This window comes from Streptomyces sp. P13-3-3, assembly GCF_050571355.1.
Lineage (GTDB): Bacteria > Actinomycetota > Actinomycetes > Streptomycetales > Streptomycetaceae > Streptomyces > Streptomyces althioticus.
This window is the reverse complement of sequence record NZ_CP192228.1, coordinates 1,412,476-1,436,454: the sequence shown is the minus strand read 5'-3', so window position 1 is coordinate 1,436,454 and position 23,979 is coordinate 1,412,476. Positions and strand designations below refer to the sequence as shown.

18 protein-coding genes, 3 tRNA genes and 1 pseudogene are annotated in these 23,979 nt (G+C 73.8%); 13 read left to right on the top strand and 9 right to left on the bottom strand.

What is annotated here, in order from left to right:
* Positions 1-19: 19 nt before the first annotated feature.
* From ACQZOG_RS06465 to ACQZOG_RS06445, 5 genes are all read left to right on the top strand, one after another.
* Positions 20-1,489 carry an acyl-CoA synthetase gene (locus ACQZOG_RS06465; RefSeq protein WP_033275752.1) on the top strand — a complete coding sequence of 490 codons (1,470 nt, stop codon included), beginning with the start codon at positions 20-22 and terminating at the stop codon, positions 1,487-1,489.
* The gene (locus tag ACQZOG_RS06460) at positions 1,482-2,840 is read left to right on the top strand and encodes a carboxyl transferase domain-containing protein (RefSeq protein WP_033275753.1); all 1,359 of its coding nucleotides are present in this window, start codon (positions 1,482-1,484) and stop codon (positions 2,838-2,840) included. Before ACQZOG_RS06465 ends, ACQZOG_RS06460 begins: the two co-directional genes overlap by 8 nt.
* A gap of 239 nt (positions 2,841-3,079) precedes the next feature.
* Positions 3,080-4,117 (top strand): rod shape-determining protein, encoded by a 1,038-nt coding sequence (locus ACQZOG_RS06455; RefSeq protein WP_033275754.1) that lies wholly within the window; start codon positions 3,080-3,082, stop codon positions 4,115-4,117.
* A 232-nt stretch (positions 4,118-4,349) separates the two neighbouring features.
* On the top strand, positions 4,350-5,021 hold the full coding sequence (locus tag ACQZOG_RS06450) for an ANTAR domain-containing response regulator (protein WP_033275858.1): 672 nt from the start codon (positions 4,350-4,352) through the stop codon (positions 5,019-5,021).
* A gap of 66 nt (positions 5,022-5,087) precedes the next feature.
* Entirely contained in the window at positions 5,088-5,288 is a 201-nt protein-coding gene (locus ACQZOG_RS06445) for a hypothetical protein (protein WP_430741358.1), read from the top strand.
* Positions 5,289-5,297: 9 nt separating this feature from the next.
* On the opposite strand, the gene ACQZOG_RS06440 is transcribed toward ACQZOG_RS06445, so the two are convergent.
* The 3 genes from ACQZOG_RS06440 to ACQZOG_RS06430 all read right to left on the bottom strand — a co-directional run bounded on the left by ACQZOG_RS06440 (position 5,298) and on the right by ACQZOG_RS06430 (position 5,702).
* Positions 5,298-5,374 (bottom strand) — tRNA-Ile (locus ACQZOG_RS06440).
* 177 nt (positions 5,375-5,551) lie between these two features.
* Positions 5,552-5,624 (bottom strand) — tRNA-Asn (locus ACQZOG_RS06435).
* 5 nt (positions 5,625-5,629) lie between these two features.
* Positions 5,630-5,702, bottom strand: a tRNA-Asn gene (locus ACQZOG_RS06430).
* Between the two features lie 170 nt (positions 5,703-5,872).
* Here ACQZOG_RS06430 and ACQZOG_RS06425 point away from each other — a divergent pair.
* The 4 genes from ACQZOG_RS06425 (at position 5,873) to ACQZOG_RS06410 (ending at position 11,453) form a co-directional block, all read left to right on the top strand.
* Positions 5,873-6,178 carry a hypothetical protein gene (locus ACQZOG_RS06425; protein WP_033275755.1) on the top strand — a complete coding sequence of 102 codons (306 nt, stop codon included), beginning with the start codon at positions 5,873-5,875 and terminating at the stop codon, positions 6,176-6,178.
* A 38-nt stretch (positions 6,179-6,216) separates the two neighbouring features.
* A complete protein-coding gene (locus ACQZOG_RS06420; RefSeq protein WP_193454873.1) occupies positions 6,217-7,668 on the top strand; it encodes a xylulokinase in 1,452 nt (483 codons plus the stop codon).
* Positions 7,669-7,791: 123 nt separating this feature from the next.
* Complete coding sequence (locus ACQZOG_RS06415; RefSeq protein ID WP_230227844.1) at positions 7,792-9,525, top strand: ABC transporter ATP-binding protein; 1,734 nt, start codon at positions 7,792-7,794, stop codon at positions 9,523-9,525.
* Positions 9,525-11,453, top strand: a complete 1,929-nt coding sequence (locus tag ACQZOG_RS06410) for an ABC transporter ATP-binding protein (protein ID WP_387785231.1) — start codon at positions 9,525-9,527, stop codon at positions 11,451-11,453. The genes ACQZOG_RS06415 and ACQZOG_RS06410 overlap by 1 nt, the downstream gene beginning before the upstream one ends.
* Positions 11,454-11,496: 43 nt before the next feature.
* Here the strand turns inward: ACQZOG_RS06410 and ACQZOG_RS06405 are convergent.
* The 5 genes and pseudogenes from ACQZOG_RS06405 to ACQZOG_RS06385 all read right to left on the bottom strand — a co-directional run bounded on the left by ACQZOG_RS06405 (position 11,497) and on the right by ACQZOG_RS06385 (position 18,444).
* Positions 11,497-12,788 (bottom strand): annotated as a pseudogene (locus tag ACQZOG_RS06405) (RNA polymerase sigma factor).
* A gap of 139 nt (positions 12,789-12,927) precedes the next feature.
* Positions 12,928-14,841: a DNA primase gene (gene dnaG / locus ACQZOG_RS06400; protein ID WP_430741357.1), complete on the bottom strand. Its 1,914-nt coding sequence runs from the start codon at positions 14,839-14,841 to the stop codon at positions 12,928-12,930.
* Between the two features lie 79 nt (positions 14,842-14,920).
* Positions 14,921-16,186, bottom strand: a complete 1,266-nt coding sequence (locus tag ACQZOG_RS06395) for an NAD(P)/FAD-dependent oxidoreductase (protein ID WP_430741356.1) — start codon at positions 16,184-16,186, stop codon at positions 14,921-14,923.
* 100 nt (positions 16,187-16,286) lie between these two features.
* Positions 16,287-17,594, bottom strand: coding sequence for a deoxyguanosinetriphosphate triphosphohydrolase (locus ACQZOG_RS06390; RefSeq protein ID WP_193467497.1), 1,308 nt, complete (start codon positions 17,592-17,594; stop codon positions 16,287-16,289).
* Between the two features lie 49 nt (positions 17,595-17,643).
* A complete protein-coding gene (locus ACQZOG_RS06385; RefSeq protein ID WP_193454879.1) occupies positions 17,644-18,444 on the bottom strand; it encodes a sirohydrochlorin chelatase in 801 nt (266 codons plus the stop codon).
* A 188-nt stretch (positions 18,445-18,632) separates the two neighbouring features.
* On the opposite strand from ACQZOG_RS06385, the gene ACQZOG_RS06380 reads away from it, so the two are divergent.
* The 4 genes from ACQZOG_RS06380 to ACQZOG_RS06365 all read left to right on the top strand — a co-directional run bounded on the left by ACQZOG_RS06380 (position 18,633) and on the right by ACQZOG_RS06365 (position 22,280).
* Positions 18,633-19,337, top strand: coding sequence for a SanA/YdcF family protein (locus ACQZOG_RS06380; protein WP_193454880.1), 705 nt, complete (start codon positions 18,633-18,635; stop codon positions 19,335-19,337).
* Between the two features lie 35 nt (positions 19,338-19,372).
* Positions 19,373-19,621, top strand: coding sequence for a hypothetical protein (locus ACQZOG_RS06375; RefSeq protein ID WP_037639353.1), 249 nt, complete (start codon positions 19,373-19,375; stop codon positions 19,619-19,621).
* On the top strand, positions 19,618-20,019 hold the full coding sequence (locus ACQZOG_RS06370; RefSeq protein ID WP_037639355.1) for a hypothetical protein: 402 nt from the start codon (positions 19,618-19,620) through the stop codon (positions 20,017-20,019). Before ACQZOG_RS06375 ends, ACQZOG_RS06370 begins: the two co-directional genes overlap by 4 nt.
* A gap of 113 nt (positions 20,020-20,132) precedes the next feature.
* The gene (locus ACQZOG_RS06365; protein WP_359568292.1) at positions 20,133-22,280 is read left to right on the top strand and encodes a molybdopterin oxidoreductase family protein; all 2,148 of its coding nucleotides are present in this window, start codon (positions 20,133-20,135) and stop codon (positions 22,278-22,280) included.
* Positions 22,281-22,307: 27 nt separating this feature from the next.
* On the opposite strand, the gene ACQZOG_RS06360 is transcribed toward ACQZOG_RS06365, so the two are convergent.
* Positions 22,308-23,954, bottom strand: coding sequence for a M4 family metallopeptidase (locus ACQZOG_RS06360; protein ID WP_430741355.1), 1,647 nt, complete (start codon positions 23,952-23,954; stop codon positions 22,308-22,310).
* Positions 23,955-23,979 lie beyond the last annotated feature (25 nt).

Below are 23,979 nucleotides of genomic sequence, written 5' to 3'. Positions count from 1 at the left end.
GACCCAAGGAGTACGACGCGTGTCCTCTCTCTTCCCGGCCCTCACCGACGGCCCGGCCGGCGGCTCCGCCGACCGTCCCGCCCTGCGCTTCGGCGAGCGCTCACTGACGTACGGGGAACTCGCCGCCGCGTCCGGCGCGGTGGCCGGGGACCTCAAGGGGGTGCGCACGGCCGCCGTGTGGGCCGCTCCGACCCTGGAGACCGCCGTCGCCGTCACCGCCGCGCTGCTCGCCGGGGTCGTCGTGGTCCCGCTCAACCCGAAGTCCGGCGAGCGGGAGCTGGGCCACATCCTCGGCGACAGCGCCCCCGACGTGCTCCTCGCCGCGCCCGGCACCGCGCTGCCCGACGCGCCGGCCGCGCTGCCCCGCGTCGACGTGGACCCGGCCCGCGGCGCCGGCCCGGGCTCCGTGCCCGACGACCGGGAGCGCGACCCGGAGGACCCGGCCCTGATCGTCTACACCTCCGGCACCACCGGCCCGCCCAAGGGCGCGGTGATCCCCCGCCGTTCGATCGCCTCGACGCTGGACGCCCTCGCCGACGCCTGGCGGTGGACCGACGCCGACGTGCTGGTCCACGGCCTGCCGCTGTTCCATGTGCACGGCCTGGTCCTCGGCACGCTGGGCCCGCTCCGGCGCGGCGGGTCGGTGCGCCATCTCGGCCGGTTCACCACCGAGGGCGTGGCCCGTGAGCTGAACTCCGGCGCGACCATGCTGTTCGGCGTGCCGACGATGTACCACCGCGTCGCGGAGGCGCTGCCCGCCGAACCGGACCTGGTGCGCGCGCTGTCCGGCGCGCGTCTGCTGGTGTCCGGGTCGGCCGCGCTGCCGGTCCACGACCACGAGCGGATCACGGCGGCGACCGGCGCCCGGGTCGTCGAGCGGTACGGCATGACGGAGACGCTGATGAACACCAGCGTCCGCGTCGACGGGGAGACCCGCCCCGGCTCGGTCGGTGTGCCGCTGCCCGGCGTCGAACTGCGGCTGGTCGAGGAGGACGGCACCCCGGTGGCGTCCTACGACGGCGAGACCGTGGGCGAGATCCAGGTGCGCGGGCCGAACCTGTTCACCGAGTACCTCAACCGGCCCGACGCCACCGCCGACGCGTTCACCGCCGACGGCTGGTTCCGCACCGGCGACATGGCGGTCCGCGACCCGGGCGGCGACGTCCGCATCGTCGGCCGCAAGGCCACCGACCTGATCAAGAGCGGCGGGTACAAGATCGGGGCGGGCGAGATCGAGAACGCGCTGCTGGAACACCCGGGGGTGAAGGAGGCCGCCGTCACCGGGGAGCCGGACGCCGACCTGGGCGAGCGGATCGTGGCGTGGGTGGTGCCGGCCGACCCGCAGTCGCCGCCCGGACTCGAGGAGCTGGCGGACCACGTGGCCGCGCGCCTCGCCCCGCACAAGCGGCCCCGGGTGGTCCGCCACCTCGACGTGCTGCCCCGCAACGACATGGGCAAGATCATGAAGCGGGCGCTGACGCATGGCTGACCGCCCGTCGGCCCGCGCGGCCCTCTCCCTGGTCACGGACACGTTCACCGAACTGCCGTACCCGGAACGGCACTCGGCGCCGGACGGCCCGCTCGGCTGGTCCGGTTACGACGAGGCCCGCGCCCGCGCCGCCGCGCGCACCGGCGAGACCGAGTCCGTGGTCTGCGGGGTCGCGGACGTCGACGGCACGCGGGCCGTGCTGGTCGCGTTCGAGTTCGGCTTCCTCGGCGGCTCCCTCGGCGAGGGCACCGGCGACCGTCTGGAGGCCGCGTACGCGCACGCGATCGCGCACCGGCTGCCGCTGGTGTCCCTGGTCGCCACCGGTGGCAGCCGTATGCAGGAGGGCATGCTCGCCCTGACCCAGCTCCAGCGGGTGGCGCGCGCGTCGGCGCGGGCCCGTGAGGCGCGTCTCCCTCAGGTGGCCGTCCTGCGGGACCCCACGACCGGCGGCGGCTGGGCCACGCTGGGCGCGGGCGCGGACGTGGTCCTCGCCCTTCCCGGCGCGCAGGTCGGCTTCGCCGGTTCCCGGGTCCGTCCGCCGGACGCGGACCCGACGGCGTACACGGCCGAGGCGCAGGTCGCGGCGGGCGCCGCGGACGCGCTGGTCCCGCCGGAGGAGCTGCGCACCGTCCTCGGCCGCTGGCTGCGCCTGCTGACCCGCCCGTCCTCCGACCCGGCCCCGCCGCCGCACGCGCTCGGCGCCCCGGACCTGCCGGACACCGGCTGGGACGCGGTCCGCCGCGCCCGCGCACCGCACCGCCCGCGCGCCGCCGCCTACCTGGACGCGTACTTCACGTCCCGCGTCCGGCTCTCCGGCGACCGCTGCGGCGGCGCCGACCCCGACGGCATGCTGTGCGGCTTCGGCGACCACGGGGGCCGTACGGTCGCCTACGCGGCCCAGACCGGCACGGCCACCCGCCCCGCCGGCTACCGCACGGCCGCCCGTCTGATCCGCCTCGCCGACCGCCTCGGCATCCCGGTGCTGACCCTGGTGGACACCCCGGGCGCGGCCAACGACGCGGAGGCGGAACGGCAGGGCGTGGGCGCGGCCGTCGCGGACCTGTTCGCCGCCGTCGCCGCCGCGCGCACCCCGCTGACCACCCTGGTCGTCGGCGAGGGCGGCTCGGGCGGCGCACTCGCGCCGGCCGCGCCGGGCAACACCTGGGCCACCCCGGACAGCTACTTCTCGGTGATCGCCCCGGAACTGGCGGCGGCGATCCTGAAACGCCCGCCGACGGAGGTGGAACCCACGGCGGACGCCCTGCGCATCCGGCCGCAGGATCTGGTGGAGCTGGGGGTGGTGCGGGGGGTCGTGGGGCCCGAGGGCGCTCAGCCGGCCGGCTCCGGTTGAGGCGAGCGACGGGGACCTGCAAGTCCGTCAGCCCGTGCCTGTCAGCCGCCCCGGACCGTGGTCCTGAGGTGCTGTCAGGACGGGGCCCGGTCGCCGATCCACCGTCAGGTGCCGCCCACCCCCCGTTCGGCGGCCCCTCTCCCGGCCCCCCAGAAAAGGCGCCTCCCCCGCCCGGCGCGCACGATGCGAAGAGGCCCGCCGTCCGGCGGGCCCAGGCCGCGCACTCGGGAGGAACTGCCGTGACCGCCAGTCTGGAGCAGCTGCGCCGCTGCCATTTCGCCGTCGACCTGGGCGCGGCCCGTACCCGGGTGTACGTCAAGGGCGCCGGCCTCGTCGTCGACCAGCCGTCCGTCGCCGCCGTGAACACCCGTACCGGAGCGCTGATCGCCGTCGGCGAGTTCGCGGAGAAGATGACCGGGCGCACCCCCGACTACATCCGCGTCGTCCGGCCGGTGACCGGCGGCACCGTCGTCGACATCGAGATGGCGCAGCGGATGCTGCGTCAGCTCATCGGCGACCGCACCCGCCGCGCCCTGCGCCGCAGGCCCCGGCTGCGGGCGGCCGCCTGCACCCCGCACGACGCCGACCCGCTGGCCCAGCGCGCCGCGATCGAGACGCTGGTCGGTCTGGGCGCCCGCCGGGTGGAGCTGGTGGACACGCTGATCGCGGCGGCCGTCGGCTGCGGGCTGCCGGTGGAGCGGCCCGAGGCCACCATGATCATGGTGTGCGGCGCGGCGGCCACGCAGGTCGCCGTGCTGTCGCTCGGCTCGATCGTGCGGGCCGAGCGCATCCCGGTGGGCGGCGAGGCGGTGGACGCGGCGATCGTGCAGCACCTGCGCCACCAGCACGAGCTGATGCTGCCGAGCCAGTCCGTACGGCCTCTGCAGCTCGCGCTGGAGGGGAACGGGCTGACCCCGCAGGGTCCCGAGGTCACGGAGATCCACGGCCGGGACGTCGCCACCGGGCTCGCCCGGTCGGTGAAGGTGGACACGGCGGCGGTGCGGCGGGCCATCCAGACGCCGCTCACCGCGGTCCTCGACGGCATCGGCAAGGTGCTGCGGGACTGCCCGCCCGATCTGGTCGCCGACCTGGCCGACCGCGGCATCATGATGGTCGGCGGCAGCGCCCTGCTGCCGGGCCTGGACCAGATGCTGCGTCAGGCGACCGGGATGCCGGTGCACATCGCGGAGCAGCCGGAGCTGTGTGCCGTGGAGGGGCTCGGCGCCATGCTGGAGGGCCGTATCGCCCCGATGGTGCTGGACCCGCTGAGCGCCTGAGACACGCCCGGTCCGCCGCCGGTCCCTCCCCCGGTCCGCCCGCATCCGTGCGGGCGGGCCGTCGTGCGTTACCGGCCGTTTCACGCGGCCCGGTGTGTACCGCCGCTCAGGGTGGGCAGGCGCATCCGCAGCGCAGCAGTACGGTGCGCAGCCTCTCGCGCGGGTGCCGGCGGCGGCCGGGGCCGCCGGGACGGCCCGGCCGGCCACCCACGAGCACCGACAGGGCGGTGACATGACTTCCGCGGCTTCGTTCCCCCCGGGACGGCAGGACACCTTGGTCATCGGCGGCCGCATGGACGCGGACCGGGCGCTGCTCACCCCACGCGGGGAGCTGGTCCGCGGCTGTGCCCAGACGCTGGCCGCGAAGCTGGCGGAGCTGCCGGCCGGCACCGCGCGGGTGGACCTGGACATGAGCGGTGTGCACTTCATGGACACCGCGGGCCTGGAGTTCCTGGAGGTGCTGCGCGACCACGCCCGCCGGCGGTCCATGCCCGTCACCACGTGCCGCTGGAGCGGCCAGCCGCGCCGCATCCTGGAGCTGGCCGGGCTGGACACCACGGACCCGCTGCGCTCGCCGGCGCCGCGCCCCTCGCCCGCCGGTTCCGCGGTGGCGCTGGAGCGCCAGGAGCGGCTGCACCTGCTCCAGGAGGAGGTGGAGCAGCTGCGGCAGGCCATCGCGTCCCGTCCGGTCATCGACCAGGCGCGCGGCATCCTGATGGCGACGTACGGCTGCACCTCGGACGAGGCGTGGCACATCCTGCGGGAGGCGTCGCAGCTGTCCAACACCAAGCTGCGCACCGTGGCGGAGTCGCTGACGGCCTGCGCGGAGGCGGAGGGGACTCCCCCGCCGCCGGAGGTGCGCACGGCGCTGGCCCGTGCCCTCGCCCGCCGCGCCGCGCGGTGACATCGCCGCGGCGGGGGTACTCGTAGTCGCCGGAACCGACGGGTCCCGCTACAGGGAGGCGGCACGATGAGCGAGCACACTCCGTCCCAGGCCGAGGGCGACCGGGACGACAGCGAATGGACCACCCCCGACGTGGTGCACACCACACCGTCACAGGCGGAAGGGGAACGAGACCCGTCGGACGCGCCGTCGGCGTCCGACGACAACGCCGTACGGGGGGACGCACGGAGGGGGCTGACCCCGGCTCCGGGGCGACGGTTCCGGTGAACCGTGACGTGGTGGGGCGGGTGGGACTCGAACCCACGGCCGACGGATTATGAGTCCGCTGCTCTAACCGGCTGAGCTACCGCCCCATAGCGGCGTGTCGCGTACATGTGTGCGCGCCGTCTGCCGCAGCATAGCCGCTCATACGATCTCCTGCTTCGGATGGTCGGCTGCGTACGGCCCTGTTGACCATGAAGACAGCGCCGCGCCGCGCGCGGTTCCACCGGACATGAAAAAGGACCCCTACGGGGTCCTCGTTCAGCATGCTCCCCCGACTGGACTCGAACCAGTAACCTGCCGGTTAACAGCCGGCTGCTCTGCCAATTGAGCTACGGAGGACCGAGCTCCCCCGACTGGACTCGAACCAGTAACCTGCCGGTTAACAGCCGGCTGCTCTGCCAATTGAGCTACGGAGGAATGCCTCGTTCTGCATCGAACGCACCCGCCTGGGTATTCGCCAGAGGGCGCGCGCTCGCTGCGACACATACATTAGCGCAAGCAGGGGGGTGCTCCGCCAATCGGTACTCCCCGGCCCGTCGCCGCGCCGGAGACCCACGCAGACTGGAACAACGGGAAGGGTGGCCGCCATGCGATACCGGCTCACGTTCGTCGCCGGAGCCGTCCTGGGCTACGTGCTGGGCACGAAAGCCGGGCGGGAGCGCTACGAGCAGATGAAGAGGTCCGCGCTCCAGCTGGCGCAGAACCCCGCGGTGCGCAACACCGCGGAGTCCGCGGCACAGCAGAGCCGTGAGTTCGCCGACAAGGCGTACCACGTGATGAGCGACAAGGTCGGCGACCGTATGCCCGACTCGGTCGCGCAGCGGGTCCACGCCCTGCGGGAGCGCACCGCCCACGGCCCGGCCGAGGACGACTGGGGCACGAGCAACACCTGACGGACACCGCACCCCTCCCCATACGGCAAAATCGCCGTATGGGGATAGTCGCCGGGCTGGACAGTGCGCCCGATTTCACTCGCATCGTCGTCTGTGACACGGACACCGGGGCCGTGGTCAGGCAGGGGTACGCCCCGCACCCGGTGCAGGGCTCCGACACCGGCCGCTCCTCGGACGTCGACCCGCAGGCCTGGCTGCTGTCCCTGGGCGAGGCCGCGAGCGGCGGACTGCTGGAGGGCGTGCAGGCGATCGGGGTGTCCGCGCAGGCGGGCGCGCTGGTCCCGCTGGACGCGCAGGGCGGCACGGTCCGCCCGGCGATGACGGGGGGCGACAAGCGCGCGCAGGTCGCGGCGGCCGATCTGGTCGACGCGCTCGGCGGGCGCGAGGCGTGGGCGCAGGCCGTGGGCTGTGTGCCGGGCGCCGCGCAGCCGGTGACGAAGCTGCGCTGGATGGCCCGTACCGAGCCGGAGAACGCGGCCCGCACCGCGGTGCTGCTCCAGGCGCACGACTGGCTGGTGTGGCAGCTGCTGGGCCGGCCGGTGCGCCGGACGACCGACCGGGGCGGCGCCTCGGGCACCGGCTACTGGGCCGCGGCGACCGGCGGGTACCGGCCCGACCTGGTGGAGCTGGCGCTCGGGCACCAGGCGATGCTCCCCGAGGTGATCGGCCCGGCCGACGCGGCCGGCACCACCCCTGAGGGACTGATGATCTCCGCCGGCACGGCGGACACCATGGCGGCGGCGTTCGGGCTCGGCATCGGGCTGGGCGACGCGGTGGTGTCGCTGGGCGCGTCCGGCTCGGTGATGGCCGTGCACCCGGAGCCGCTCGTCGACCGGGGCGGTGCGATCACGTCGCTGGCCGACGCGACCGGCATGCACCTGCCCGTCGTCACCACGCTGAACGCGGTGCGGGCGCTGCGCGGCACCGCGGAACTGCTGGGGCTGCCGGACCTGGAGAGCCTGTCCGACCTGGCGATGAAGTCGACGCCGGGTGCGCACGGGCTGGTGCTGCTGCCGTACCTGGAGGGCGAGCGCACCCCGAACCTGCCGCACACCGCCGGGACCCTCGCGGGGCTGCGGCGGGAGTCGATGAAGCCGGAGCACCTGGCGCGGGCGGCGTTCGAGGGGATGCTGTGCGGGCTCGCGGACGCGCTGGACGTGCTGCGCGGGCGGGGCGTGGAGGTGCGCCGGGTGTTCCTGCTCGGTCCGGCGGCCGAACTGCCCGCCGTGCAGGCGGCGGCGCCCGCCCTGTTCGGGGCGCAGGTGGTCGTGCCGCAGCCCGCGGACTACGCGGCGACGGGTGCGGCCCGGCAGGCGGCCTGGGCGCTCGGCGTCTCGCAGGGCGCCCTCGATCCGCGGACCCCGCCGGTGTGGCCGGGTCCGGTGGCGCAGGTGCTGGACCCGGGCGAGGAGCTCGCGGTGGGTCAGGCCGTGCGTCAGCAGTACGTGGCGGTCCGCGAGCAGACGCATCCGGGGGCGTTCCAGCAGTAGGAGGGGGCGCGCGGCGACGGCGCGCCGGGGCCCGTAAATGGGTTGAGGTAACGCCGGTGGAGTGTTCGACGATAGGGGCCACGGGCAACCAATGGCCCCGCCGACCACTCCGAGAGATGCAGCGTGCTCATACGACTTCTACGTGACCGTCTACGGCCCTACAAGAGACCCCTCGCCCTCCTGGTGGTGCTGCAGTTCCTCCAGACCTGCGCCACTCTCTACCTGCCCACGCTGAACGCGGACATCATCGACAACGGCGTCGTCCAGGGTGACACCGGTTACATCCTGGGCTACGGCGGTCTGATGATCGGCATTTCGCTGGCACAGGTCGTCTGCAACGTCGGCGCCGTGTACTACGGGGCCCGGACCGCCGCGGCCCTGGGGCGGGACCTGCGCGCCGCGGTGTTTGACCGGGTGCAGTCCTTCTCCGCCCGTGAGGTCGGTCACTTCGGTGCGCCGTCGCTGATCACGCGGACGACGAACGACGTCCAGCAGATCCAGATGCTCACCCTGATGACGTTCACCCTCATGGTGTCGGCGCCGATCATGTGCGTGGGCGGCGTGGTGCTGGCGCTCGGTCTGGACGTGCCGCTGTCCGGGGTGCTGGTCGCGGTGGTGCCCGTGCTGGGCGTCTGCGTGACGCTGATCGTGCGCCGGCTGCGGCCGCTGTTCCGCACCATGCAGGAGCGGCTGGACACGGTGAACCGGGTGCTGCGCGAGCAGATCACCGGCAACCGGGTCATCCGCGCGTTCGTACGGGACACGTACGAGCAGAAGCGGTTCCACGGGTCCAACACCGAGCTGACCGATGTGGCGCTGCGCACCGGCAATCTGCTCGCGCTGATGTTCCCGGTGGTCATGACGGTGGTGAACCTGTCGTCGATCGCGGTGGTGTGGTTCGGCGCGCACCGCATCGACAGCGGCGGGATGCAGATCGGCGACCTGACGGCGTTCCTCGCCTATCTGATGCAGATCGTCATGTCCGTGATGATGGCCACGTTCATGTTCATGATGGTGCCGCGCGCCGAGGTGTGCGCCGAGCGCGTCCAGGAGGTGCTGGACACCTCCTCGAGCGTGGTGCCGCCCCCCGCGCCCGTCACCGAGCTGCGCCGGCACGGACACCTGGAGATCCGGGGCGCGGGCTTCCGCTACCCGGGCGCCGAGGAGCCGGTGCTGCGGGCCGTCGACCTGGTGGCACGGCCCGGCGAGGTCACCGCCGTCATCGGCTCCACCGGCAGCGGCAAGTCCACGCTGCTCGGACTGGTGCCGCGGCTGTTCGACGCGACCGACGGCGAGGTGCTGGTCGACGGGGTGCCGGTGGCGGACCTCGATCCGGCGCTGCTCGCCCGGACCGTCGGGCTCGTGCCGCAGAAGCCGTACCTGTTCGCGGGCACGGTGGCGACCAATCTGCGCTACGGCAACCCGGACGCCACGGACGAGGAGCTGTGGCACGCGCTGGAGGTGGCACAGGGCAAGGACTTCGTGGAGCGGCTGGAGGGCGGGCTCGACGCCCCGATCGCGCAGGGCGGGACGAACGTCTCCGGCGGTCAGCGCCAGCGCCTGGCCATCGCCCGGACGCTGGTGCAGCGCCCGGAGATCTACCTCTTCGACGACTCCTTCTCCGCGCTCGACTACGCCACCGACGCGGCCCTGCGCGCGGCGCTCGCGCGGGAGACGGCCGAGGCGACGGTGGTGATCGTCGCACAGCGGGTGGCGACCATCCGGGACGCCGACCGGATCGTGGTGCTCGACGAGGGCCGGGTGGTCGGCACCGGCCGGCACCACGAACTGATGGCGGACAACGAGACCTACCGGGAGATCGTGCTCTCCCAGCTCACGGAAGCGGAGGCGGCCTGATGGCGGGCCCTGGGGGACGGATGACGGCGGGGGTCGCTCCCGGTCAGCGGTCGATCGACTTCACGGGGTCGGGCAAGCGGCTGCTCGGCCGCTTCGGCCCGGAACGCCTCACCATGTACGGGCTGCTGGCCTGTGTGGTGGTGAGCGTGGGGCTCAGCGTGGTCGGACCGAAGATCCTGGGACGGGCCACCGACCTGGTGTTCGCGGGCATCGTCGGGCGTGACATGCCGGAGGGCGCCACCAAGGAGCAGGTGCTGGAGTCGATGCGGGAGCGCGGCGACGACCAGGTCGCCGACATGCTCCGCTCCACCGACTTCACACCGGGGCAGGGCATCGACTTCACCGCGGTGGGACACGTCCTGCTGCTGGCGCTGGCGGTGTTCGGCGCGGCGGGGCTGCTGATGGCGGTGGCGACGCGGCTGGTGAACCGGGCCGTGAACCGCACCATGTTCCGGATGCGCGAGGACGTGCAGACGAAGCTGTCGCGGCTGCCGCTGTCGTACTTCGACAAGCGGCAGCGCGGTGAGGTGCTGAGCCGGGCCACCAACGACATCGACAACATCGGGCAGACGCTCCAGCAGTCGATGGGCCAGCTGATCAACTCGCTGCTCACCATCATCGGCGTGCTGGCGATGATGTTCTACGTCTCGTGGATCCTGGCGCTGGTCGCGCTGGTGACGGTGCCGCTGTCGTTCGTGGTGGCCACGCGGGTCGGGAAGCGGTCGCAGCCGCACTTCGTGCAGCAGTGGCGCTCCACCGGCACCCTCAACGCGCACGTCGAGGAGATGTACACGGGGCACGCCCTGGTGAAGGTGTTCGGGCGGCAGGAGGAGTCGGCGCGGAAGTTCGCCGAGGAGAACCACGCGCTGTACGAGGCCGGGTTCAAGGCGCAGTTCAACAGCGGTGTCATGCAGCCGCTGATGATGTTCGTCTCGAACCTCAACTACGTGCTGGTCGCCGTCGTCGGCGGTCTGCGGGTGGCGTCCGGGTCGCTGTCCATCGGGGACGTGCAGGCGTTCATCCAGTACTCGCGGCAGTTCTCGATGCCGCTGACGCAGGTCGCGTCGATGGCGAACCTGGTGCAGTCGGGCGTGGCCTCCGCCGAGCGGGTCTTCGAGATCCTCGACGCGGAGGAGCAGGAGGCCGACCCGTCGCCCGCCGAGCGTCCCGAGGAGCTGCGCGGCCGGGTGGAGCTGGAGCACGTGTCGTTCCGCTACGACCCGGAGAAGCCGCTGATCGAGGACCTGTCGCTGACGGTCGAACCGGGCCGCACGGTCGCCATCGTCGGCCCGACCGGCGCCGGCAAGACGACGCTGGTCAACCTGCTGATGCGGTTCTACGAGGTGTCCGGCGGGCGGATCACCCTGGACGGCGTGGACGTCGCGCGGATGACGCGGGACGAACTGCGCGCCGGGATCGGCATGGTGCTCCAGGACACCTGGCTGTTCGGCGGCACCATCGCGGAGAACATCGCGTACGGCGCGTCGCGCGAGGTCACCCGGGAGGAGATCGAGGAGGCGGCCCGCGCCGCGCACGCCGACCGGTTCGTCCGCACCCTGCCGGACGGGTACGACACCGTCATCGACGACGAGGGCAGCGGGGTCAGCGCGGGCGAGAAGCAGCTGATCACCATCGCGCGGGCGTTCCTGTCGGACCCGGTGATCCTGGTGCTGGACGAGGCGACCAGCTCGGTGGACACGCGTACGGAGGTGCTGATCCAGAAGGCGATGGCCCGGCTGGCGCACGGCCGTACGTCGTTCGTCATCGCCCACCGCCTGTCGACGATCCGCGACGCGGACACCATCCTGGTGATGGAAAACGGGTCGATCGTCGAACAGGGCGCGCACGACAAGCTGCTGGCGGCGGACGGTGCGTACGCCCGCCTGTACAAGGCGCAGTTCGCGCAGGCGGTCGCGGAGGTCGACTGAGGCCGCGGGGGTGCCGGAGGGGCTCCTCCGGCACCCCCGCCGGCTAGTCGAGATAGCCGCGCAGTTGGTCGGCGTAGGCGTGGTCGCGGAGCTTGTTGAGGGTCTTGGACTCGATCTGCCGTATCCGCTCGCGGGTCACCCCGAAGATGCGGCCGATCTCCTCCAGGGTGCGAGGCCGGCCGTCGACGAGCCCGTAGCGCAGCTGCACCACCTTGCGCTCGCGCTCCCCCAGGGTGGACAGCACCGCCTCCAGGTGCTGCCGCAGCAGCAGGAACGCCGCCGACTCCACGGGACTGGCGGCGTCCCCGTCCTCGATGAGGTCGCCGAGCGCGACGTCGTCCTCCTCACCCACGGGCGCGTGCAGCGACACCGGCTCCTGGGCCAGCCGCAGCACCTCGCCCACCCGCTCGGGCGGCAGGTCCAGCTGGGCGGCGACCTCCTGCGGCGTCGGCTCGTAGCCGCGCTCCTGGAGCATCCGCCGCTGTACCCGCACCACGCGGTTGATCAGCTCCACGACGTGCACCGGCACGCGGATGGTGCGGGCCTGGTCGGCGAGCGCCCGGGACATGGCCTGCCGGATCCACCAGGTCGCGTACGTGGAGAACTTGAATCCGCGCGCGTAGTCGAACTTCTCGACGGCGCGGATCAGGCCGAGGTTGCCCTCCTGGACCAGGTCGAGCATGGTCAGCCCGCGCCCCACGTACCGCTTGGCCACGGACACCACGAGCCGCAGGTTCGCCTCGATCAGCCGACGCTTGGCCATGCGGCCCATCACGACGAGCCGGTCCAGGTCGTGCGCGAGCCGGCTGTCCAGGTCGGGGGTGAGCCGCAGCTTCTCCTCGGCGAACAGGCCGGCCTCGACCCGGCGGGCGAGCTCCACCTCCTCGGCGGCGGTGAGCAGCGGGATGCGGCCGATCTCCCGCAGGTACTGGCGGAACAGGTCGGAGGAGGGACCGCCGGTGTCGGGGCGCACCCTCGAGTCGACGGGCTCGGCCGGCTCCACGGCGTCCGGCGGCCCGGTCTCGACGGGATCCTCCGTCTGCGCGGGCGGTTCGGGACCGGTCCCGGGACGCTGTCCGACGCGGGTCTGCGCGGGCATTCGCAGCAGCAGATCCGCGTCCGGCGCTGCGCCGACGACGTCGCTGTCGGTCTGGGTGAGGGTCTGGGTCTGCACGGGGGCGACCTCCAGGATGATCGCTGCCTGGGGGTGGGGCAGCGGTACTTCAGGGGCGGAGTCGACGGCCTCGCCGCTGTCCGTCCCGTACGCGATGAGCGGAACGGCGGGGTGTGCGACCCGTCACCGACGGGCCGGCCGCGCTCCGAGGACTCAGGCACCGCCCCCCAGTGTGGGGTACGACACATCGTCACCACGAGGGGCGTGCGATGACTTTTTGCATCCGGGCGGTCACCGCGCGGTCATCCGGAAGCCTCAACACCCGTCACCGGGGGGGCGGGTTCACGGCGGGAAGGCCGACTACAGCGCTGCCGCGCCGTGCTCGCGGAGGGCCTGGTCGTACTGCTGGAGGACCCAGAGCTCGTTCTGGACGGCGGACAGCTCGGCCTGGTCGGCGTGGTGCGACAGGCGGGCGAGCTTGCCGTTGACCTCGCGGACGCGGCGCTCGACGGCCCGGCGCCGCACCCGGACCAGCACCTCGCCCGCGTACACCTCGTCGACCGCCCGGCGCATGATCGCCTCGACGGCCAGCTCCGTGACCATGGCGCGGACGGTGTCGTCGGGGGCCGCGTCGCGGACGCGGATCAGGTACTCCTGCGGGTCCTGGACGCCGTACTCGGCGCCGCCCGCGTCCAGGACGGCCTGGCGCACGGCCGCGTAGGGCGGGGCGGTGAACTCGTCGACGCCGTACGCGTCGAAGGCCGGCGAGACCAGCTCCGGGCGCTGGAGGGCCAGCTTGAGCAGCTCGCGCTCGGTGGCGAAGACCGGGTTGCGGAGGTTCAGGGCGGGGCCGCGCGGGGCGGAGGGGGCGGCGGCGTACTGCTGGAGGGCGCCGCCTGCGGGACGGCCGCGCTCCGGGGCCGGGCCCTTGCCGCCGCGGTCGCGGGCCCAGCGGGCGAGCTGGGCGACCCGCTTGACCACGAACTGCGTGTCGAGGATGCCGAGCATCCCGGCGAGCTGGACGGCGACCTCGTGCTGGGCGCCGCTGTTCTTGATCCGGGCGACGACCGGTGCGGCCTCGTCCAGGGCGGCGGCGCGGCCGGCCGGGGTGTCCAGGTCGTAGCGGCCGACGATCTGGCGGAGCGCGAACTCGAACAGCGGGGTGCGCGGCTCGGCCAGGTCGGCGACCGCCTCGTCGCCCTTGGCGAGCCGCAGGTCGCAGGGGTCCATGCCGTCGGGCGCGATGGCGATGTAGGTCTCGGCGGCGAACTTCTGGTCGTCCTCGAAGGCGCGCAGGGCGGCCTTCTGCCCGGCCGCGTCGCCGTCGAAGGTGAAGATCACACGCGCCGAGCCGTTGTCCATCAGCAGACGCCGGAGGATCTTGATGTGGTCGGTGCCGAAGGCGGTGCCGCAGGTGGCGATGGCCGTCGTGACGCCCGCGAGGTGACAGGCCATGACGTCGGTGTAGCCCTCGACGACGACCGCGCGGGAGGACTTCGCGATGTCCTTCTTCGCCAGGTCGATGCCGTAGAGGACCTGCGACTTCCGGTAGATCGCCGTATCGGGCGTGTTGAGGTACTTCGGGCCGTTGTCCGCCTCGTACAGCTTGCGTGCGCCGAAGCCGACGACGTCCCCGCCGATGTCGCGGATGGGCCACATCAGCCGGCCGCGGAAGCGGTCGATGGGGCCGCGGCGGCCCTCCTGGGCGAGCCCGGAGAGCACCAGCTCCTTGTCGCTGAAGCCCTTGCCGCGCAGGAAGCGGGTGAGATGGTCCCAGCCCTGAGGGCTGTAGCCGACGCCGAAGTGCACGGCGGCGGCCTGGTCGAAGCCGCGCTCGGCGAGGAAGACCCGGCCGGTCTCCGCCTCGGGGCTGGTCGCGAGCTGCTCCGCGTACCACTCGGCGGCCAGCTTGTGCGCCTCGACCAGACGGATGCGCTCCCCGCGCTGGTGGGACGGGTTGTAACCGCCCTCCTCGTAGCGCAGGGTGATGCCGGCCTGTCCGGCCAGCCGCTCGACCGCCTCCGAGAAGGTGAGATGGTCGATCTTCATCACGAACGTGATGGTGTCGCCGCCCTCCTGGCAGCCGAAGCAGTGGAAGAGTCCCTTGCTCGGGCTGACCTGGAAGGACGGCGACTTCTCGTCGTGGAACGGACAGAGGCCCTTGAGGTTGCCGCCGCCCGCGTTCCGCAGCTGGAGGTACTCGGACACCACGGCGTCGATCGGGACCGCGTCCCGAACCGCCTTCACGTCCTCGTCGTTGATCCTCCCGGCCACGCGTGAATTCTACGGGGCCGATGTGACACCACGGTCCGGCCCGACGCCTCGGAAGGGGCGCCGAGCCCCCGGCACCCGCCTAGACGACCAGGCTCTCCAACGGCACATGCGGATCCGCCAACGCCTCCGTGTCCACCGGCTCGCGGGAGCGGATCAGTGCCTGGACGGAATCCGTGACATCCCACACATTCACGTTCATCCCCGCCAGCACACGTCCCTCCCGCACCCAGAACGCGACGAACTCCCGCTTCCCCGCGTCGCCCCGGACGACCACCTGGTCGTAGGACCCGGGCGGCGCCCACCCCGAGTACTCCATGCCCAGGTCGTACTGGTCGGTGAAGAAGTACGGCACACGGTCGTAGATTTCGTCCCGCCCGAGCATCGCCCGCGCCGCAGCCGGTCCGCCGTTCAGCGCGTTGGCCCAGTGCTCCACCCGCAGCCGGGTGGAGAACAGCGCGTGCGGGAAGGACGCGACGTCCCCCGCCGCGTAGATGTCCGGGTCGGACGTGCGCAGCCGCTCGTCGACGAGGACGCCCCCGCCCGACGCGGGGTCGGCCAGCTCCAGGCCCGCCGCCTCCGCGAGGGAGGTCCGCGGGGCCGCCCCGATCGCGGCGAGCACGGCGTGCGCCGGGTGCTCCTCGCCGTCGTCGGTGCGGGCGGCGAGGACCATGCCGTCCTGGCCGGTGATCTCGGTGAGCGAGGCGCCGAAGTGGAACCGCACGCCGTGCTCGCGGTGCAGTTCGGCGAAGAGCGCGCCCAGCTCCGGGCCGAGCACCGAGTGCAGCGGGGTCGGCCCCCGGTGGACGACGGTCACCTCCGCGCCGTAGTGCCGGGCGGCCGCCGCGATCTCCAGGCCGATCCAGCCCGCGCCGGCGATCACCAGGTGGCCGTTGTCCCGGCCGAGGGAGGTGAGGACGCCCTTGAGACGTTCGGAGTGGGCGAGGCGGCGCAGGTGGTGGACGCCGACGAGGTCGGTGCCCGGGATGTCGAGCCGGCGGGGCTCGGCGCCGGTGGCGAGCAGCAGTTTGTCGTAGCGGACGGTGGTGCCGTCCTCGCCGAAGCGGACGGTCTTCGCGGCGCGGTCGATCGCGGCGACGGTCGCTCCCAGGTGAAGTTCGACGTCCTGCCGCGCGTACCAGGCGGGCTCGTGCACGAAGACGCTGTCGCGCTCCGCCGAGCCGAGCAGGTAGCCCTTGGAGAGCGGCGGGCGCTCGTAGGGGTGGTCGCGTTCGTCGCAGATCAGTATCACGCGGCCGGTGAAGCCCTCCGCTCTCAGCGTCTCGGCCGCCTTGGCGCCGGCCAGGCCGCCTCCCACGATGACGAAAGTCTGATCCGCGTCGACCACGTGATGCCTCCTTCGAGCGTTGCCATCAGCGAGCCTCCCGCAAGCGGAAGGCTGCGGGAAGGGGGAGTGACCCGATCAGGCCACCTGTCCCGCGTCCGTCTCACGTCCGGGCGGTCAGCCGGGCGTGCAGCGAGCGGGCCGACGCGTCCGTCAGGGAGGCGATCTGGTCCACGACGACCCGCTTGCGGGCGCGGTCGTCCGGTGCCCGGTCGAACAGCGAGCGGAACTGCGGGTCCAGTCCCTCGGGCGCGCGGGCGGTCAGTGCCTCCGCCAGCTCGAGCACGACGACGCGCTGGTCGGCGCGGAGCCGCTCCTGCTCGGCGCGCTGCATGACGTACCGGTCGGCGACGGCCTTGAGGACCGCGCACTCCATGCGGGTGGAGCGCGGCACGACCAGCTCGGCCGCGTACCGGGTGAGGCGGCCGCCGCCCCAGGCCTGCCGGGTGGCGCCCTCGGCGGCGAGGCAGAAGCGGCCGATGAGCTGGCTGGTGGCGTCCTTGAGGCGTGCCTGCGCGACGGCGGTGCCGTCGTAGCCGTGCGGCCACCACTCCTGGGCGAGCAGCCGGTCGAGGGCCTCGGCCAGCTCGGCGGGGTCGGTGTCCGCCGGCACGTACCGGCCGACGGCGACCGCGAACACGGCGTCCCGCTCGGGGTCCGCGTGCAGGCAGTTGGGGTCGATGTGGCCCGCGTGCAGGCCGTCCTCCACGTCGTGGACCGAGTACGCGACGTCGTCGGCCCAGTCCATGACCTGCGCCTCGAAGCAGGTGCGGGTGCCGGGGGCGTCCTTGCGGAGCCATTCGAACACCGGGCGGTCGTCGTCGTAGACGCCGAACTTCACGGACGCCGGGTCGGTGGGGTGGGCGCCGCGCGGCCAGGGGTACTTGGTGGCCGCGTCGAGGGCGGCCCGCGTGAGGTTGAGGCCGACGGAGCCGTCGGGGGTGAACCGCTTGGGCTCGATGCGGGTGAGCAGCCGCAGCGACTGGGCGTTGCCCTCGAAGCCGCCGCAGTCCCCGGCGAACTCGTTCAGCGCCTGTTCGCCGTTGTGCCCGAACGGGGGGTGGCCGAGGTCGTGGGAGAGGCAGGCGGCCTCCACCAGGTCGGGGTCGCAGCCGAGGGCGGCGCCCAGCTCCCGGCCGACCTGGGCGCACTCCAGGGAGTGGGTGAGGCGGGTGCGGGGGCTGGCGTCCCACACCTGGCTCTGCTCGCCCGGGGTGACGACCTGCGTCTTGCCGGCGAGGCGGCGCAGCGCGGCGGAGTGCAGCACCCGGGCCCGGTCGCGCTGGAAGGCGGTGCGCCCCGGCCGCTTGTCGGGCTCGGCGGCCCAGCGCTCGACGGCCGACGGGTCGTACCCGTCGGGCGGGAGGTGCGGGGCGGACGGGTCGGTCGTGCCGGACGTGATGCCTTCCATGACCCGACAGTAGCCCCGGCCGGTGACATCCCGGACACCGGTGGCCGTGTCAGGCCGTCGCCAGGGCGGCCGGTCCGGCGACCGGGGCGGCGGTCCGCAGTGCCTGGTCGTAGCGGTGGAGGAGCAGGCGGGCCATCGCGGGGTGGGTGCCCAGCGGGTCGGCGACGGTGCCGGGCGCCGCGTCCGCGCACTCGGCGGCGAACCGGCCGGGCGCGGTGAAGCAGGAGGCGACGGCGACCCGGTCGCGGCCGCGGGCGGCGAGGGCGCGGACCGCCTCGGGCACGGTCGGCGCGGCGGCGGAGGCATAGGCGGGGACGACGGGCACGCCGAGCCGGGCGGCGAGCAGCGCGGCGATGCGTTCGGTGTCGGCGCGGGAGGCGGGCGCGCGGGACCCGGCGGCGGCCAGCACGACGGCGCTGCGGCCGCGCTCCCCCGCGTCCCGGGGCGCCTGCCAGCCCGCTTCGGTGAGCCGGGCGTGCAGGGCGTCGACGAGGAGCGGGTGCGCGCCGAGCGGGGCGGCGACGCGGGTGGGCAGGGGCGCCGCCGCCGCCGCGTCGGGGATGTCGCGGGTGACGTGGTGTCCACGGCCGAACAGCAGCGGGACGAGCACGGCGGACCCGGCGCCGGACGCGGCCAGTCCGTCGAGGGTGTCGGGGAGCAGCGGGGCGTTCAGCTCGATGTGGCCCAGGCGCACGGGCAGGCCGGGCCGCAGCGCGCGGACCCCCTCCAGCAGCCGCAGCGCGGTGGCCAGGGCGCGCGGGTCGCGGCTGCCGTGGGCCACCACGACGAGGGCGGGGGGCGGGGCGGCCGGGCGGGGCCGGGTGCCGGGGTGCGTCGGGTACGCCGTCATGCAGCGAGCGTGACCGGACGAGGTTGCCCTGCCGTTGCGCCGGGGTCACGGGTGTTTGCGGGGTGTTCACGCGGGGGCGGGGCGCGGTGTGAGGCGACGGTCCCGGGTGAAGCCGGTCACAGGACGCGAACCGGAGGCCCCTGTCGGGCGTCTACCGGGTCAGGGACCGACCCGGGGGAGGCCGTCCGATGCGCCGTATCACCGTCCGCCGTCCACGGCTGCCGCGCACCCGCGCGGGACAGCGGCGGCTGGTGCAGGCCGTGGTGGCGGTGTGCGTGCTGGCGCTGCTGCCGGCGGCCTGGCTGCGGCTGAGCACGGGCGACCGGCTGCGCACCGTCGCCGACGTGCCGCGCACGGAGGTGGCCGTGGTGTTCGGCGCGGGGCTGTGGGACGGGGAGCCGTCGCCGTACCTCGCGCACCGGCTGGACGCGGCGGCGGAGCTGTACCGCGCGGGGCGGATCAGGGTGGTCCTGGTCACCGGCGACAACAGCCGGGAGGACTACGACGAGCCGGACGCGATGCGCGCCTACCTGACCCGCCACGGGGTGCCGGACGCGCGGATCGTCAGCGACTACGCGGGCTTCGACACGTGGGACTCCTGCGTCCGCGCCCGGAAGATCTTCGGCGTGGACCGGGCGGTGCTGATCAGCCAGGGTTTCCACATCCGCCGCGCGGTGGCTCTGTGCGAGGCGGCCGGCGTCACGTCGTACGGCGTCGGCGTGGACGACCGCCACGACGTCACCTGGTACTACGGCGGCGCCCGCGAGGTCCTCGCGGCGGGCAAGGCGGCGTTGGACGCGGCGTTCCGCCCGGATCCCCACTTCCTGGGGCCGGAGGAGCCGGGGGTGCGGAGGGCGCTGGCGGACGCGGAGGGGTCCGGCTCGCCGGGCTGACGACCGGAGCGCGCATACCGGAGTATGCTCGCTCCATGGCGGATACGACGCGTATCACGGTGACCCTCCCGACGGAGCAGGTCGCCGAGCTGAAAAAGCTCACCGACAACGTCTCCGGCTATGTCGCCGAAGCCGTGGCGCGCCAACTGCGGCACGAGCTGCTCGGGGCTGATCTTCGGCGTCATCAGGAGGAGCACGGCGCCTTCACGGAGGAGGAACTCGCGGAAGCCCGCTCCCGGATCTTCGGCGACACCGATGCCGGCGGTTCGTCGAGCGCGGCGTGAGCGGGCACATCGAGACCGTCGTCCTGGACGCCGAGGGTCTGTCCGCCTGGATCGCGCAGGACCGCAAGGTCGCCGCGATGTTCCAGGTGTTCCACACGGTGGGTGCCGACTTCGTCGTCGGAGCCAACACCATCGTCGAGGTGAGTCACGCGCGCTTGAACACCGCCCGGCTGCGGTGGACACTGTCCCGCGTCAGGGTCGAGCCGGTGACCGCGCAGGCGGCGAAAGCCGCGGCGGACCTGCTGAAGGCCACCGGCCTGCACGGCCACAAGCACGCGATCGACGCCACGGTGGCGGAGGTGGCTCTCCGTCAGCCGGGCCCGGTGGCCATGCTGACGTCCGACATCGATGACATGGCACGACTGTGCGGCGGCAGGGTCCGGCTCGTCGGCATCTGAGCGGGGGCGTCCCGGCCCCTCACCACGCCCCCCGCCCCTCCGAGAGGGCACCGTGTCCGGGGTGTAACAGCGGTCGGCGCGGTGCGTAACACCGGCGGCGCAGCCTGGGCCGTATGCGAGAAACCGTGACGTCCACGCACTGCCCCTACTGCGCGCTGCAGTGCGGCATGAACCTCACGCCGGCCGCCGACGGGCGGAGCGTCGAGGTGAGCGAGCGCGCGGACTTCCCGGTGAACCGGGGGGCGCTGTGCGGGAAGGGGCGGACCGCTCCGGCCGTGCTGTCGTCGGCCGTGCGGCTGACCTCGCCGCTGGTCAGGTCGGCGGCGGGCACGCTGGAGCCGGCCTCCTGGGAGGAGGCGCTGGACCGGATCGCCCAGGGCATCGGAGGCGCCCGCGCCGAACACGGCGCGGACGCGGTCGGGGTGTTCGGCGGGGGCGGGCTGACCAACGAGAAGGCGTACGCGCTGGGGAAGTTCGCGCGGGTGGTGCTGGGCACCTCGCAGATCGACTACAACGGCCGGTTCTGCATGTCGTCGGCCGCCGCCGCGGGAGGCAGGGCGTTCGGCCTCGACCGGGGGCTGCCGTTCCCGCTGAAGGACATCCCGAGGACGGGCTGTGTCATCCTCGTCGGCTCCAACCCGGCCGAGACCATGCCTCCGGCGCTGCGCTACTTCACGGAGCTGAAGGAGAACGGCGGCACCCTGATCGTCGTCGACCCGCGCCGCACCCGCACCGCCGAGCAGGCCGACCTGCATCTGGCGCCGCGCCCCGGCACCGATCTCGCGCTGGCCCTCGGCCTGCTGCACCTCGTCGTCGCCGAGGGCCTCACCGACGAGGAGTACATCCGGGAGCGCACGGCCGGCTGGGAGGACACCCGGGCCGCGGCGATGGCGCACTGGCCGGAGTACGTGGAGCGCATCACCGGCGTGCCCGTGCCGCAACTCCGCAAAGCCGTGAGGCTGTTCTGCGAGCCGGAGCACGCGATGGTGCTCACCGCGCGCGGCCCCGAGCAGCAGGCCAAGGGCACCGACACGGTGAGCGCCTGGATCAACCTGGCCCTGGCGACCGGCCGGCCCGGCCGCCCGCTGTCCGGGTACGGCTGTCTGACCGGGCAGGGCAACGGGCAGGGCGGACGCGAACACGGTCAGAAGGCCGACCAGCTGCCCGGCTACCGCAAGCTGACCGACCCGGCCGCGCGGGCGCACGTGGCGCAGGTGTGGGGCGTGGACCCGGACAGCCTGCCCGGTCCTGGCCGCAGCGCCTACGAGCTGCTGGACGCGCTGGGCACGGACATCCGGGCGCTGCTGCTGATGGGCTCCAACCCGGTGGTGTCGGCGCCGCGTGCCGCGCACGTCGAGGAGCGCATCCGCTCGCTGGACTTCCTCGCCGTGTGCGACGTGGTGCTGTCGGAGACGGCCGAACTCGCCGACGTGGTGCTGCCGGTGACGCAGTGGGCGGAGGAGACCGGCACCACCACCAGCCTGGAGGGCAGGGTGCTGCTGCGCCGCCGGGCGATCTCCCCGCCGGCGGGCGTGCGCAGCGACCTGGAGGTGCTGCACGAACTCGCGGCGCGGCTGGGGGGCGAGGGCAGCCCGGAGAAGCGTTTCCCCGCCGACCCGGAGGAGGTCTTCGAGGAGCTGCGGCGGGCGAGCGCGGGCGGTCCGGCGGACTACTCCGGGATCACCTACCGGCGGCTCGCCGAGGAGAACGGGGTGTTCTGGCCCTGCCCCTCCCCCGCCGAGCCCGCCGAGCCCGCCGACCCCTCCGAGCCCGCCGAGGCGGCCGGGGCGGCCGTCCACCCCGGCACCCCGCGCCTCTTCCTCGACCGGTTCGCCACCGAGGACGGGCGGGCGCGGTTCGTGCCGGTGTCGCACCGGGCGGTCGCCGAGGAGCCCGACGAGGAGTACCCGGTGCTGCTCACCACCGGACGGGTCGTGGCGCAGTACCAGTCCGGCGCCCAGACGCGGCGCGTGGACGAGCTGAACGCCGCCGCGCCCGGCCCGTTCGTCGAGCTGCACCCCCGGCTGGCGCAGCGGCTCGGCGCCGCCGAGGGCGACCCGGTGGCCGTGGTGTCCCGGCGCGGCCGGGCGGTGGCTCCGGCCCGGATCACCACGGCGATCCGCCCGGACACGGTGTTCATGCCGTTCCACTGGGCCGGTGAGGGCCGCGCCAACACCCTCACCAACCCCGCCCTCGACCCGACGTCGAGGATGCCGGAGTTCAAGGCGTGCGCGGTACGCCTGGAGGCGGTACGCCCGTGAGCGCACCGCCTCCGGACCGGGGGCGGGTCAGCCCACGCCCACCGCGCTCCAGGCGGCCGCGACCGCCTTGTGCTCGGCGCCGCCCTCGCCGTAGAGGTCCGCCGCCGCCTTCAGGGTGGCGGTGCGGGCGCCGGCGTAGTCGGTCGACGAGGTCATGTGGACCGTCAGGGCGCGGTACCAGATGTTGCCGAGCTTGGCGCGGCCGATGCCGGTGACCGTCGAGCCGTCGCAGGTCGGGGAGTTGTGGGCGGTGCCGCCCACGGTCTTCGCGCCGCTGCCCTCGGCGAGCAGGTAGGCGAAGTGGTTGGCGACGCCCGAGGAGTAATGGACGTCGAGGTCCTCGACCGTCTCGTCCCAGCAGTCCGCCGAGGAGCCGTCCTTGGAGGGACGGTCCATGAAGCGCAGGGCGTCCTTCCCGAAGCCGTCGCGGACGACCTCCTCGCCGATCCGCCAGTCGCCCGGGTCCTGCGCGTTGGCCGCGTGGAACTCCACCAGCGTGCCGAAGATGTCGGAGGTGGCCTCGTTCAGGCCGCCGGACTCGCCGGAGTAGGTCAGCCCGGCCGTCTTCGAGGTGACGCCGTGGGTCATCTCGTGCCCGGCGACGTCCAGGGAGACCAGCGGGCCCATCTGGGTGCCGTCGCCGTCGCCGTAGGTCATGCAGAAGCAGCGGTCGTCCCAGAAGGCGTTGTTGTAGGCGTTGCCGTAGTGGACGCGGTTGTACGAGCCCTTGCCGTCGCCGGCAATGCCCCGGCGGCCGTGCGTGTCCTCGTAGTAGTCCCAGGTGACGTTCGTGCCGTACTGGGCGTCGACGGCGACCGTGGCGCGGTCGGCGGCGGCGCCGGTGCCCCAGTGGTTGTCGGCGTCGGTGACGACGGGGGCGGGGGCGCGGATCACGCAGACGACGAGGACGCACAGGTCGGTGCGGTTGCCCGCGTCGCCGGTGTAGGTGTCGCCGCGGGTGGGGTCCTTCAGCTCGTAGCCGGACGCGGTCCGCGTGGTCTCCAGCGGGACCGTGCCGCCGTACAGGGACTTCCCGTCGCCGGAGACGCTCTCCAGCCGGTCCCATGCGTCGATGCGGGCGCCGGTGTGGGCGTCGGTGAGGACGGTGCGGGCGACCGGGTTGCCGGCGGAGTCCTGGGCGGCGGCGTCGGTGCGCCAGGCGAGGCGGGGGGCTCCGTGCAGGGCGTCGACCACCAGCTGCGGGCGGGCGGTGAGCCGGTTCAGGGTCTCGCCGAGGTGCGCGGCGCGCAGCAGGTTCGCGGCGAGGTCGGCGGCGCGGGGCGCGGCGAGGCGCGGGGAGACGGTGGGGAGGTCGATCGCGGCGCGGGTGGCGCGGGTGACGTCGCGGTAGGACCCGTCGGGGGCGAGGTGGAGCACGAAGTCGCCGCCCAGCACGGGCAGTCCGCGGTAGGTGCGGTCGTAGCGGACGTGGCGGCTGCCGTCGGCGTCGACGACGACGTCCCGGACCTTCGTCCTCTGGGCGGCGGTGAGGCCGAGGGCGTCGGCGCGCTCGGCCAGGACGGACGCGGCGGCGTCGATCGCGGCGGCGCGGGTGGGACGGTCGGCCGCGCCGGCGGGGGTGGGGGTGAGGGCGGCGGCCAGCAGGGCGGCGCCGGTGACGGCGGCTCCCGCGGCGGCGAGACGGGAACGTCGGGCATGCCGTATCGGGCTCAAGCGGTCTCCTGGAACGGGCGCCCCG